The organism is Janthinobacterium sp. SUN100 (assembly GCF_030397705.1).
In the GTDB taxonomy this organism is placed as follows: Bacteria; Pseudomonadota; Gammaproteobacteria; order Burkholderiales; family Burkholderiaceae_D; genus Janthinobacterium; species Janthinobacterium kumbetense.
On the sequence record NZ_JAPUBU010000005.1, the window covers coordinates 149,325 to 163,550 of the forward strand.

At 62.3% G+C, this 14,226-nt stretch carries 6 protein-coding genes; 4 read left to right on the forward strand and 2 right to left on the reverse strand.

Features of this window, described 5'->3' with window-relative positions:
• The first annotated feature begins 14 nt into the window (after positions 1-14).
• The 3 genes from O0881_RS23625 to tldD all read left to right on the forward strand — a co-directional run bounded on the left by O0881_RS23625 (position 15) and on the right by tldD (position 6,624).
• The gene (locus O0881_RS23625; protein ID WP_354670225.1) at positions 15-4,175 is read left to right on the forward strand and encodes a YhdP family protein; all 4,161 of its coding nucleotides are present in this window, start codon (positions 15-17) and stop codon (positions 4,173-4,175) included.
• Between the two features lie 30 nt (positions 4,176-4,205).
• Positions 4,206-5,006 (forward strand): carbon-nitrogen hydrolase family protein, encoded by an 801-nt coding sequence (locus O0881_RS23630; protein WP_077400273.1) that lies wholly within the window; start codon positions 4,206-4,208, stop codon positions 5,004-5,006.
• A gap of 157 nt (positions 5,007-5,163) precedes the next feature.
• A complete protein-coding gene (tldD, locus tag O0881_RS23635) occupies positions 5,164-6,624 on the forward strand; it encodes a metalloprotease TldD (protein ID WP_289913317.1) in 1,461 nt (486 codons plus the stop codon).
• A 147-nt stretch (positions 6,625-6,771) separates the two neighbouring features.
• On the opposite strand, the gene O0881_RS23640 is transcribed toward tldD, so the two are convergent.
• Complete coding sequence (locus O0881_RS23640) at positions 6,772-9,618, reverse strand: TonB-dependent receptor (RefSeq protein WP_289913318.1); 2,847 nt, start codon at positions 9,616-9,618, stop codon at positions 6,772-6,774.
• Between the two features lie 508 nt (positions 9,619-10,126).
• Here O0881_RS23640 and aroG point away from each other — a divergent pair.
• Positions 10,127-11,191, forward strand: a complete 1,065-nt coding sequence (aroG, locus tag O0881_RS23645) for a 3-deoxy-7-phosphoheptulonate synthase AroG (protein ID WP_099665300.1) — start codon at positions 10,127-10,129, stop codon at positions 11,189-11,191.
• Positions 11,192-11,268: 77 nt separating this feature from the next.
• Here aroG and O0881_RS23650 read toward each other — a convergent pair whose 3' ends face one another.
• The gene (locus O0881_RS23650) at positions 11,269-14,115 is read right to left on the reverse strand and encodes a TonB-dependent receptor (protein WP_289906338.1); all 2,847 of its coding nucleotides are present in this window, start codon (positions 14,113-14,115) and stop codon (positions 11,269-11,271) included.
• Between the last annotated feature and the right edge of the window lie 111 nt (positions 14,116-14,226).

Below are 14,226 nucleotides of genomic sequence, written 5' to 3' on the forward strand. Positions count from 1 at the left end.
CGCCAGAAGCAAGCGTGACAGAACATGTGCCATTGGCCCTGCGCTGGCAGAGGCTGCGTGCCGCCTATCGCATGGCCAACCTGGCCACCCACCATGTATTGGGTTTTACCATCAAACTGGTGCTGCTGGCGTATTTCGCCTTCGCCGTGCTGTTTTTATTCCTGCGCTACGCTATCTTGCCGAATATCGACTATTACAAAGGCGATATCGAGCGGGCGGCCAGCCGCGCGCTGGGCAACCCTGTCAGCATCGCGCGCATTTATGCTTCCTGGCATGGCGTGCGGCCGAATCTCTTCCTCGGCGACGTGACCCTGCGCGACCAGGCGGGGCGCCAGGCGCTGAGCCTACCGAGCATTTCGGCGACTGTGTCGTGGTGGAGCGTGCTCGGTTCCGTGCGCTTCACTACTCTGGAAATCACGCGGCCCGACCTGGACGTGCGGCGCAGCATGGATGGCAAGCTGTATGTGGCCGGCGTGCTCGTCGACAGCAGCCAGGGCAGCGACGGCAAGGGCGCCGACTGGCTGCTGTCGCAGCATGACATCATCATTCGGGACGGCAAGGTGCGCTGGACCGACGAAGCGCGCGGCACGCCGGAGCTGGCTTTAACCCAGGTCAACTTGCTGCTGCGCAACCGCTGGCGCAGCCACCGGCTGGGCTTGCAGGCCACGCCGCCCGCCAGCCTGGCCGCACCCATCGATGTGCGTGCTCACTTCACGCATCCGCCTTTCAGCACGCGCATCTCGGATGTGTCGATGTGGAAGGGCGAGCTGTATGCGGACCTGAAAAACGCCGACCTGGCCGCCTGGCGCCGCTACCTCGATTATCCGTTCGAGCTGAGCCAGGGCAAGGGTGCCTTGCGCGCCTGGTTGAGCCTGGATCACGCGCGCCTGGCCGGCTTCACGGCCGACGTGGGCTTGACGGATGTGCAGGCGCAGCTGGGCGAGCATATCGCCCCGCTCGACTTGCTGTCGGTCAGCGGGCGCATTTCGGCAAAAGAAGAGCTGTCGGCGCAGGTGCCGGACGGCAAGCCCACCTTTGGCGCGAATGGCCATCAGGTGGAGTTGACGAATTTCGCGGTGGAAACACGCGACGGCCTCAGCCTGCCACCCACGACCCTGTCCGAACGTTTCATTGCCGCCACCAAGCGCAAGCCGGCGCGCACGGAAATCACGGCCAAGTCGCTCGATTTGCAAACCCTGGCCGCGCTGGCTGACAAGCTGCCGCTGGGCGAACAGCAGCGCCAGCGCCTCGACGCCCTGGCACCGCGCGGGCGTTTGCAGGATTTCTCGGCGCAATGGGAAGGCGAGATGGCGACTCCTGCCAGCTACCGTTTGCGCGGCAAGCTCATCGACCTGGGCCTGAATGCGCAGCCGGCACGCCTGGCCGTGGCGAAGACGGCCAGCAGCCCCGCGCAGGCGGCCGCACCGGCCATTCCCGGCTTCGACAAACTCAGCGGCACCATCGACGCCAGCGACAAGGGCGGCAGCATCGCTATCGATGCGCAGGACCTGGTGCTGCAGTTTCCATCGTACCTGAGCGAACCGGCCATGCCGTTCGAACAATTCGCCATGCAGGCGCGCTGGACGTTCGAAGCGGAGAATATGCTGCAAGTCGAGCTGGACAAGCTCGACTTCAATCAGCAAGGTTTGCGCGTCGCCTTGCAAGGCACGCACCGCATGCCGCTCGACGGCAAGAACCTGGGCCAGGTCGACTTGACGGGCACGATAGACAATTTCCAGATCAACACCATCGGCCGCTACCTGCCGCTGCAAACGCCCGAGCTCCTGCGCCACTGGCTGACGGGGGCGCTGGAAGGCGGCGTGGCGCGCGATGTCAGCCTGCGCCTGCGCGGCGAACTCGAGCATTTCCCCTTCAAGGCCGACACGCCGGCCCAGCTCACCCGGGGCGAATTCCGCGTGGCGGGCAAGCTCGAGAATGGCACCCTGAACTACGCGCCCGGCGAATTTGCGGAAAGCGGCCCGCTGGCCGGTAAGGCGCCCCTGTGGCCGCAGGCGGACAAGATCAAGGGCAGTTTCGTGTTTGAACGGGCGCGTATGGAAATCCGCGGCGACACGGCCATCACGGGCGGCGTGGCCTTGACGAATGTCAAAGCCGTGATCCCCGACCTGACCGTGTTCGACACCTTGCTCGACATTGAAGGCAACGCGGCCGGCCCCATGCAGGAATTCCTCAAGTACGTGACGGCCAGCCCCGTGCTGGGCTGGATCGAGCATTTCACGGATGAAACGACGGCGACGGGCAACGCCAGGCTGGCCCTCAAATTGCACTTGCCGATCGAGCGCATGCTCGAATCGACCGTGCAGGGCAGCTTGCAGCTGGCGGGCAACGACGTGGTGCTGTTCCACGATATGCCGCCCGTACTGGGTACGCAGGGTAAGATCGAATTCAACGAAAAGGGCGTTAACCTGAACGGCTTGAACGGCAGTCTGCTGGGCGGGCCGCTGGCCATCTCGGGCGGCACGCAGGCGGACAGTTCCATCCAGGTCAAGATTGCTGGCAACATGACCATCGACGGCTTGCGCAAGACGTATCCGGCGCCCGTGCTGCAGCGCCTGGCGAAACATTTGAATGGCGGCGCGCGCTACAGCGGCTTGATCACGGCGCGCGACCACCAGGTGGTGGTCAATGTCGAATCGCCGCTGACGGGCCTGGGCCTGGATTTCCCCGCCCCCCTGAAAAAGCCGGCCGGCGACAGCCTGCCCGTGAAATTCACCTTGACGGGCAATGCGGCCAACGGCGCGGGCCTGCGCACGGACGATATCCGCATCGCGCTGGGATCCGGCATTGCCGCGCGTTACCAGCGCCAGAAGCAGGGCAAGGACGCCTGGCGCCTGGTGCGCGGCGGCATCGGCGTGAACGTGCCGGCACCGGAACCGGACAGCGGCATGATGTTCAACGTCAACATGAAAACCCTGGACGTGGACAGCTGGATCGCCGCCGGCAGCGAGATCGCCGGCAGCGGCTCGGCATCCGCCGACAGCGGCGCCGCCGACGATGCCCCCGATATCGCGCAATACGTGGTGCCGGACATGATGGCCGCCCGTGCCAGCGAACTGATGCTGGGCGAGCGCAAGCTGGAAAACGTGGTCGTGGGCGCCACGCACCAGAAGGATGTGTGGCAAGCCAATATTGATGCAAAACAAGTGTCCGGCTATGTGACCTGGCTGGAAACGCCGTCCGGCCTGGGCAAGATGACGGCGCGCCTGTCGTCGCTGATCATTCCGGAGTCGGCCGCCAACGACGTGAAGAATTTGCTGGAAGGAAAGAACGGCGCCCAGTCGATTCCTTCGCTCGATATCGTCGCCGAGCAATTTGAACTGTTCAACAAGAAGATCGGCCGGCTGGAGTTGCAGGCCTATAACACCATGGCGGCGGGCGGGCGCGAATGGCGCGTGGGCAAGCTGCAACTGTCGAATCCCGATGGCGCCCTGAGCGGCAATGGCAAATGGGTGATCAAGGATGGGCAAAGCACGACCAGCCTGCGTTTCGGCCTCGATATCGTCGATGCGGGCAAGTTGCTCGACCGCTTCGGCTTTGCCGACACGGTGCGCCGCGGCAAGGGCCGCCTGAGCGGCGACATCGCCTGGAACGGCTTGCCGTATTCGCTCGACATCTCCACCTTGTCGGGGCAGATCGAGATGAACGTGGAATCGGGTCAGTTCCTCAAGCAGGATCCGGGCGCGGCCAAGCTGTTGGGCGTGCTTAGCCTGCAAGCCTTGCCCCGCTTGCTGAAACTCGATTTCCACGACGTGTTTTCCGAAGGCCTGGCCTTCGACGGCATCACGGCCAACGCCAGCATCAAGCGCGGGGTGGTGAGCACCGATAACCTCAAGATGCATGGCGTGGCGGCAACCGTGCTGATGGATGGCACGGCCGATATCGCCAATGAAACGACGAATTTGCACGTGGTGGTGATCCCGGAATTCAACCTGGGCACGGGGCCGCTCGTGTACGCGCTGGCCGTCAACCCCGTCATCGGCCTGGGCAGTTTCCTGGCGCAATTGTTCCTGCGCGCGCCCGTGATGAAGGCGCTCACTTACCATATGCAGATCGCCGGGCCGTGGAAAGCGCCCGTCGTGACCAAGCTCGATGGTGGTAAATTGGACCCTGTCGCCGTGCCTGCCGCCGCAGCGGCGGAGGCCGTGGCGAAATAGGCGCGGCGTTCGAATGGAGAAGAGGTGGCAATGATGCATACAGTCGCAGCAGTACAAATGATTTCCTCGCCTTCCGTGGAAGACAACCTGGCCACGGCGCGCCGCCTGGTGGCGCAGGCCGCCGCCGGTGGCGCGCAGCTGGTGGTGCTGCCCGAGTACTGGGCCATCATGGGCAAGCAGGAAACGGACAAGCTGGCCCACGCGGAACAGCCCGGCAGCGGCCCCATCCAGGATGGCATGGCGCAGATGGCGCGCCAGCACGGCATCTGGCTGATCGGCGGCACCTTGCCCCTGATTTCCGGCGAGGAGGGCAAGGTCCTCAACACCACGCTGGTGTATGACCCGCAAGGCGAACCGGCCGGCCGCTACGACAAGATCCACCTGTTCGGTTTTACGCGCGGCGCCGAGTCGTACAACGAATCGCGCACCATCGTGCCGGGTGCGCAGGTGCGCTCGATCGAGACCCCGTTCGGACGGGTCGGCTTGTCCATCTGCTATGACTTGCGCTTTCCCGAACTGTACCGCGCCATGGGCGATTGCGCGCTGATCGTCGTGCCGGCCGCGTTTACCCATACGACGGGCAGCGCCCACTGGGAAGTGCTGCTGCGCGCGCGCGCCATCGAAAACCAGTGCTATGTGCTGGCCTCGGCGCAGGGCGGCTTGCATCCGAACGGCCGCCGCACGTGGGGCCACAGCATGCTGATCGACCCGTGGGGCGAAGTGAAAGCCGTGTTGCCCGAAGGCGAGGGCGTGGTGAGCGGCGAGATCGACCTGCTGTTTTTGGCCGGCGTGCGCGAATCCTTGCCAGCCCTGGCGCACCGCACTATGTGAGGGTACCTGACATAAGCTACTGCGCGTCGCGCTTTGCGGCCTGCGATGCTCACCGTGCTCAAGCACGGCTGCGCTTCTCGGCCACAAATCACTGCCGCTCGCTACGCTTCTGTCAGGTACTGAGAATGAGTTGAATATAATTAGCGAGTGCAAAGTTATGAAGCCATTTGAACCCAATCTGTCCAGCCTGGCCGTGGCGCGCGAGATCCTGTTGACGCCGTTCGGCCTGGATGAAGACAAGCTGTTGAAAGCCCTGGGCACGATGTTTACGCACAAGGTCGACTATGCCGACCTGTATTTCCAGTCGACCAAGAGCGAAGGCTGGAGCCTGGAAGAGGGCATCGTCAAGACGGGCAGTTTTTCCATCGACCAGGGCGTGGGCGTGCGCGCCGTGTCCGGCGACAAGACGGCGTTTGCGTATTCCGACGACATTTCCCAGCGTGCCCTGCTGGAAGCGGCTGCGGCCACGCGCACGATTGCGCGCGCCGGCGCCGGCAGGATCAAGATCGCGGGCCAGATGCAGCCGCAGGGCGGACGCTCCTTGTACCTGCCCAACGATCCGCTCGCCTCGCTGGACGCCACGGCCAAGGTGCAATTGCTCGAACGCGTGGAAAAGATGGCGCGGGCGAAAGATCCCAGGGTCGTGCAAGTGATGGCGGGCCTGGCCGGCGAATATGACGTGGTGCTGGTGCTGCGCAGCGACGGCGTGCTGGCGGCCGACATCCGTCCGCTGGTGCGCGTCTCGCTGACGGTGATCGCGGAACAGAATGGCCGCCGCGAAACGGGCTCGGCAGGTGGCGGCGGGCGTTACAGCTATGACTATTTCAGCGATGCCGTGCTGGAACAATACGCGACGGACGCCGTCAATTCGGCCCTGGTGAACCTGGAAGCGCGCCCGGCGCCCGCTGGCCCCATGACCATCGTGCTGGGGCCGGGCTGGCCCGGCATCCTGTTGCACGAAGCCATCGGCCATGGCCTGGAAGGCGATTTCAACCGCAAGGGCTCGTCCGCGTTTTCCGGGTGCATCGGCGAGCGCGTGGCCGCCAAGGGCGTCACCGTGGTCGACGACGGCACCCTGGCTGGCCGGCGCGGCTCCCTGAATATCGATGACGAGGGCAACCCCACGCAGTGCACGACCCTGATCGAGGATGGCATCCTGAAGGGTTATATCCAGGACACCATGAATGCGCGCCTGATGAAGATGCCCGTGACGGGCAATGCGCGCCGCGAATCGTTCGCCCACCTGCCCATGCCGCGCATGACGAATACGTACATGTTGGGCGGCGACAAGGACCCGGGCGAGATCCTCGCCTCCGTCAAAAACGGCTTATATGCCGTCAACTTCGGCGGCGGCCAGGTCGACATCACGAATGGCAAGTTCGTCTTTTCGGCCAGCGAAGCGTATATGATTGAAAATGGCAAGCTCAGCTACCCGGTGAAGGGCGCGACCCTGATCGGCAATGGCCCGGACGTGCTCAACCGCGTTTCCATGATCGGCAACGACATGCGCCTCGATTCGGGCGTGGGCGTGTGCGGCAAGGAAGGGCAAAGCGTGCCCGTGGGTGTGGGGCAGCCAACCTTGCGCCTGGACGGCATTACCGTTGGCGGCACGGCTTAGATCGCCATTTCAGGAACCTACTGCGCAGCCCACTCTTGAGTTTGCGTTGCTCGCTGTACCTGAAGTACAGCTGCGCTACTCAACCCAATATTGGGCTTGCTCGCTACGGTTCCTGAAACGCCTGATACGTTGAAAATATGACGAAATTCAGAACTTGTACTTCACCCCCGCACTGATGAAGCGTCCCGCCGCGCCCGCGTAGTCGAGCGGGTTGTAGCCCGTGGCGCCATACGTGAGCGGATCGAGCGGGGCGATCTTGTCGAACAGGTTTTGTATTGTCGCAAACACTTCCAGCTTGGGCGTGGCCAGCCAGCGGGCCGTCAGGTCCACCGTGGTGAACGAGGCGATGCGGCAGCCGCGCGGCGCGTCCGTGCCGTCGGCGAAGTGCGTGGCGCAGCCGTCCGGGTCATTCTTGAACAGCAGGTTGTCGAGCGGCGCGCGGTAGTTGACGTTGGCCGTGACGCGCCAGTTCTGGCGTTCCCAGGTGGCGCCCAGGTTGATGCGGTCGTCCGGGGTGCCCATGCAGTTGGACACGTCGCAATTGCCATGCGTGCCGGCAAAATCGCGCTGCGTGCCGTCCTGTTCCGTGCGCAGCCATTTATACAGATGCGTCCACTTCAAGTCGAAGGTCAGGTTGCCATAGTCGCTGCCCCGGCTGAAGCGCTGGCGCGCGTCGATATCGATGCCGCGCACCGTCGTTTGCGCCGAATTCACATAGCTGCCTAGGACGGCCGTGATGGCGCCCGGATCGCCGGGAATGGCGGTCGCCGTGGAGGGGTCGCGTGCGACATGGCCGGCGAGTATGGCCATATCGGTCTGTTCCTGGTTGATTTCATTCTTGCGCCGTATTTCCCACAGGTCGAATGAAATGCTTGTCCGCGGTAATGGATCCCAGATGGCGCCGATGGAATAGCTCTTTGAACGTTCGGGCGAGAGGTTCGGGTTGCTTTTGGTAATGACCGCGATGTTGCTGGGGTCGCATGCTGCTTCGACGCCCAGTGCGCAGCGGACAGGATCGGTGCCAACAGCAAAGGCCGCCAGGCCGCCGACGCCATTTTCTGCCGCATTGGGTGCCCGGAAACCCCGGGCGAAGGTGCTGCGCAGAGCCAGTTCGCGTATCGGCGTCCATTTCACGCCCAGCTTCGGCGTATAGGAATTGCCGACATCGGTGAAATGGTCGGCGCGCAGGGCGCCCGACAGTTCCAGCGTTTTTAGTACGGGTGCCAACACTTCGGCATACAAGGCCGTGGCGTTGCGGCTGCCCTTGTAGGCGGAGTAACCCAAACCGATGATGTTGCCGCGTTCGGTGCCGGTGGTTGGTTGGAGTTCTGTCGATTCGTGGCGGAACTCGGCCCCCACGGCCGCGCCAAGCGCTCCTCCATCAAGCTTGCCAATATCGCGGCTGGCCTTGAAATCGATCTGCGCGATGTGTGTCTTGCCGGCACTGGAAATGCGCGGCGACAAGGCCGCATACAGCGCGGCGGAATTGAGACCGGCATTTTCTGCGATGCGCCACACGCTACCGGGAGGTAGGGCGGCATACGCCGGGTTGGCGCTGGCTGTCGCCACGTTGGCGGCGGTGGGGTTGAGCAGGGCGAAAGTCACGTCGCGTTGCAGATAGCCGCTGCTTTCGTTCGATACCTTGTTGCGCGAATATAGCAGGGCGCTGTCGATATTCCAGCCCGCCAGCGTGCCCTTGATGCCGGCGGCGAAGCGGACAAAGGTCGAATCGATATCAGAAATACGGGGGCCGACATCGGCCGCCAGGTAGCGTAGCCGCGCGGTGCGCCCGAAATACGGGTTGTCGGGATGGTCTGCGCCGAGTGACACGCTTGCAGTGCTGATGGGGCCGCCAGGATAAATGATGGTTCCATTGATGCCTGCCGGCGTCGTGGCCGCTGTGGATGCGCTGTGGTAAACATTCAGTTCGGCATAGGTTTGCAGTTCCGGCGTCAATTGCCAGGCGCCGCGGCCGAAGAAATTGATGTTCTTTTGCTTGGGCTGGATTTGGCCATATTGCTGTGCGGCATCAGTCAGGCAGCCGCCGCCCGGATCGCCCTGCCGATGCGTGGTGAAATTGCCGCAGGCGGCGCCGGGGAAGGTGCGCGTAAAGCCCGCGCCAGCGAGGTTGCCGCGGTTGTAGTAGTCGAGCGTGTCGGGATTGCGCACATTGCCATTGACGGCGCTGCCGGCCGCATTGTTGGTGGTGATGGCGCCCGTGCCGCCCAGTGCTTCCTGGGCGCTGAAGCCCAGGTCGCGCAAGTCGCTGCGGCCGACGGCGCCCCGGCCGGCCCGGTCGCGGTTCCAGATGGCGGCCTTTTCGCTGTACTCGAGGTTCAGCAGCACGTTGTAGCGGTCCGTGTCGATGTCGCCGAAGCCGTGCGTGATGGCGGCGCGCGCGTCGCGCCCGTCCCACTCCTTCGTCTTGCCGTAATTGCCCTTGATGGCCGTGCCCTGGTAGTCGCGCCGCAGGATCACGTTGACGACGCCGGCGATGGCGTCCGAGCCATAGATGGCCGAGGCGCCATCCTTGAGGATTTCCACCCGTTCCACGGCTTCCAGGGGAATGATGTTCAGGTCGGCAAACACTTTCTGCCCGTCGTCGGCCAGGCCATACGGCGCGACGCGGCGGCCATTCAGCAGTACCAGGGTCGAGGCCGTGCCCAGGCCCCGCAGCGACACGCCGGAAGCGCCGGCGGCAAAGCCGTTGCCGAAGGTGGTGGGGACGGAGCCCTGGTTGTCGACGGCCAGGGTCTGCAGCAGTTCGGCCACGCTGGACTTGCCCGATTTTTCAATGTCGGCCGCGCTCAGGGTTTGCACGGCCGAAGCCGTTTCCGCTTGCGCGCGGCGGATGTTCGAGCCGGTAATTTCCACGCGCGCAATCGGCGCGGCGTCCTGCGCCAGGACGGGTAGGCTCAGCAGTGCACTGGCCAGTGCCAGGCCTAGTCTGGGTGGTGAAAATGCAGCGGAATGCAAGGATGGAGTAGGGATCATGCGGTTCTCCGGAAAGGTCAGGCAGTCAAAGGTCGTCGATACGTCCTTGAGTTTTGTCCGTGCGGCGACGCCGGGACTAGACCTGGATCAAGGAGTGCCCCGCTTGTCGTCGATAGAATGGCTGGCGTGGCGTGGTTGCCACGACGGGCACAACGGTGGCGCCGGGGATGCAGAGTCGCGGTGAGATTCACAGCGCGCAACTTTTTATGCTTTTTTGCGGGTTATGCAGTGTAAAACGGCAGCGGCATGCGGCTTTGCCGACAAATATGCTTGCCAACCCTTGCAATTTAGGTTTATAGTCGTTCATCACTTACGGATGACTCGCATGTTCGCTCGCCACTTTTTTACCGCTTATTTTTACTTTAGCAATTCCAACCCAAAGGCGGTGGAGTAGCGGTCGGTTCACGTAGCAGCAAAACGAGATCCCAGCAAATTCTAAAAAACCGCCACCGATGGCGGTTTTTTTTTACCCAGATGTTTTACCCTTCCTTAAATTTTGGAGAAAATGATGCCCCGCACCGATGATTTGCGCATTCGCGAAATGAAGGAACTGACCCCGCCGTCCCACCTGATCCGCGAATTTGCCTGCTCGGAGCAAGCCGAACAGACTGCCGCCAGCGCCCGCATTGCCCTGCACCGTATCCTGCATGGCCAGGACGACCGCCTGATGGTGGTGATCGGGCCTTGCTCCATCCACGACACCAAGGCGGCGATGGAATATGCGCGCCTGCTGGTCAAGGAACGCGCGCGTTTCGCGGGCGAACTGGAAATCGTCATGCGCGTCTACTTCGAGAAGCCGCGCACCACGGTGGGCTGGAAGGGCCTGATCAACGACCCGTACATGGACAACAGCTTCCGCATCAACGACGGCTTGCGCATGGCGCGCGAACTGTTGCGCGATATCAATGAGCTGGGCTTGCCGGCCGGCACGGAGTTCCTCGACGTGATCAGCCCGCAATACATCGCCGACCTGATCAGCTGGGGCGCCATCGGCGCGCGCACGACGGAATCGCAGGTGCACCGTGAGCTGGCGTCGGGATTGTCCTGTCCGGTCGGCTTCAAGAATGGCACGGATGGCAACGTGAAAATCGCCGTGGAAGCCATCAAGGCCGCCTCGCAGCCGCACCATTTCCTGTCCGTCACGAAAGGCGGCCACTCGGCCATCGTCTCGACCAACGGCAACGAGGATTGCCACATCATCTTGCGCGGCGGTAAAACCCCGAACTATGACGCGGCCAGCGTGGACGAGGCGTGCAAGGCGATCGCCGCGCAAGGCCTGGCGGCGCGCCTGATGATCGACGCCTCGCATGCGAACAGTTCGAAAAAACCGGAAAACCAGATTCCCGTATGCGCCGACATCGCCAGCCAGGTGGCCGGCGGCGATGGCCGCATCGTCGGCGTGATGGTGGAATCGCACCTGGTGGCGGGCCGCCAGGATTTGATCCCAGGCAAGGAATTGATCTATGGCCAGTCCGTCACGGATGGCTGCATCGACTGGAGCGCCAGCGTGGCCGTGCTGGAAAACCTGGCGGCGGCCGTCAGGCAGCGCCGCCTGCAGGGCGACGCGGAATAAGGTGGCGCGCAGCATGAAAAAAAGCCCGGAAAGCTAAGCTTTCCGGGCTTTTTCAGTTTTCAGCCGATGCAATCAGCTTAGAACTTGTAGGAACCGCTCAGGTAGAACTGGCGGCCCAGGGCGCTCGAGTACGATGGGTTGTAGCCAATTTGATGCGAACCCGTGTTACGCAGGGTGAACGGCGGATTGCGGTCGAACAGGTTCAGGATGCCGCCCGTGATTTCCACGTTCTTCAGCGGACGGTAAGCCGTCTGGAAGTCGAAGGTGGTGTAGCTCGGCACTTCCAGCTGGATGCCATAGCATTCGCCAGGGCTGCCGGCGACGATCACGGCGCAATCGTCGACCGTCTGTTCCTTGTCCGTGTAGCCATTGCGGTAGCTGGCGCTCAGCGTATGCGTGAACTTGGCCGTCTCATACGAGGTGGTGGCGCGGATGATGTTGCGGAAGCTGACCTTGTCGTTCGAACCGTAGCGGTTCAGGCTGGTTTCCCACTGATCATCGGTGCCCGGCGTCGTGTAGCGCGAACGCAGCAGGTAGGTACCCATCAGGCGGCTCGTCAGACGGCCGTCCAGCAACTTCATCTTGTGGGTGAAGTCGTAGTCGATACCGCGGTTTTCCACCTTGCCGATGTTAATCGGCAGCAGCTTGATGGCCAGCACGTCGAGGCCCGTCGAGGTGATGTGCTTGGTGGTGAACAGGTTGGCATACTTGGCTGGATTGTTGAAGATCAAGCCTTCGGAGACGGCCGTGACCTGGTCGCGGATTTCCACGTTCCACAGGTCGAACGACATCGACAGGCTGTCGATCGGCTCGAACACGGTACCGATGCTCCATTGCTTCGACGTTTCCGGCTTCAGCTCAGGATTGCCGCCCTGGAAGGCTTCGAATTGCTGGCGTCCAACGCCACTGCAATAGCTGGCCAGCGGGTGACCGCCCATGCCGTTTGCCGCCGTCAATGGGCATTGGTAGTTACCGCCCGTGACGCCCCAGTCTTCCAGCGGTCCGGCGATTTCCTGCATGCTGGCGGCGCGGAAGCCGGTGCCGGCAGCGGCGCGGAACATCAGGCTCTTGGTCGCGGAATACTTGCCGCTGATTTTCCAGGTGGTGGCGTTTTCTTTCTTGCCTACCGTCTTGCCCGTCAGCTTGTCGTCGATGGCGCCGATCTGGTCATAACGCACCGAGCCGGTCACTTCCAGTTTTTTCGAAATCGGCAGCATCAGCTCGGCATACGCGCCCGCGTTGTCGCGTGCGTATTCGCTGTCGACTTGCGCATTGTCAAACAGGATTTGCGCCTGCTTGGCGACGTCCGCCTGTTGCATCTTGAACGAGGTGTTGCGGTAATCGGCGCCCACGCCCAGCATGGCGGTGCCGCCCGGCAGCGAGAACACAGGGCGCGAAGCGCGGCCGTCGACGCCCTTCATTTCCACGGTTTGCGTGTTGTAGGTGCCGCTGAAGCCAGTGCCGAGCAGGGCCTGGCGCATGGCGTCCGGCATGGCGCCCACGGGGTAGGCGAACGGGTCGATAGTGCCGGCGTCGAGCAGGGCGTTGAACTTGTCGGACAGCGGGAAGCCGCTGACGTAGTCCTGCGTCTGCTTGTTTTTCGAGTACGTCACGGCCGTGTTGATATCCCAGCCGAATGCGCTGCCTTCCACGCCACCGACGAGGTGGGTCGCCTTGTTGCCGTAGTCGTACACGCGGTTACCCATTTCGGACAGGCGGTACTTGGCGACGCCGCTCACGGCATTGGCCAGTTGCGACGGGCTCAACTGCGAAGCCAGGTACTTGCTGAACAGGGGCGAATTCGGGGAAATGGAGAAATCGGCCGGGTACGGCGCGATGCTGGCCTTGATGCTCGCTTCGGTGTAGGCGAAGTCGTAGAAACCTTGCCAGCCGGTCTTGCCCAGCTTGACGGTACCCGAACTGAACAGTGAGTCGCGCTTCGATTCGGGATTGATTTCAATGGTCGACGGCGAGTCGAAATAGCAGTTGCCATCGCCGTAGAAGTCCATATTGCCAGGCGCGCACTTGCCGCCATGGGCCAATGCATACGGATTGGCCAGGTTGACGGTATCGACGAACGGTTTGTTGGTTTCCGGGTTGATCACCACATTGCCGTTTGCATCGGTACGGTTGTAGGTGGCAGCGGCATTGGCCGCCGACGAACGCGAGGAACCGTTGATGAATTGCAGCGCCTTGCCGGTCTTCGGATCGTTGAAATTGATGATGCCGCTTTTCGCGAAGCTGCGCTGCGATGCTTTCAGCGATTTTTGTTCGTCGTGGCTGGCCGACACGAAGATGCTGTAGCCGTCTTCGTCGATATCGCCGAAGCCCTTGCTGATCGAAATCGAATTGCTGGCGCCGCCTTTTTCTTCAGGGCGCGAGTACTTGGCATTGATTTCCAGCGGCGATGTGCCTTTTTTCAGGATGAAGTTGACCACGCCGGCGATGGCGTCGGCGCCATACAGGGCCGAGGCGCCGTCCGTCAGCACTTCCACGCGTTCGATGGCCGACAGGGGGATCGAATTCAGGTCGATGGTGGTGCCGGAATTGGATGGCGCCAAGCGGCGGCCGTTCAGTAGCACCAGCGTGTAGGCTGCGCCGATATCGTGGATCGAGGCCGTGGTGACGCCACCGCCGCCGCCGCCCACCGAATCGGCGGCCACGGAGAAGCCCTGCATTGCAGGAATTTGCTGGATGAAATCGGTAACCGTGGTAACGCCGGTTTTCTTGATGTCTTTCTGGTTGAACGACTGTACCGGCAGCGACGCTTCGGAAGCGATGCGCTTGATGCTCGAACCCGTGACTTCCACGCGTTGCATGGTGCCATCTGTTGTTTCTTGCGCATACGCGGCGTGCATGCCCAGGGCCATGCCGCCTGCAAACATCAGGCGCAGCGACCGCGATATTACATTTTCTATCATCATCTGAAATTCCTTGTTATTGTGATAAAGATGGCATTTATTTTGAAATAACATGTTGCTTGCTGACAATTTATTTGCTTATTTCAAAATTGACCAACGAAAATTCTGTAAATT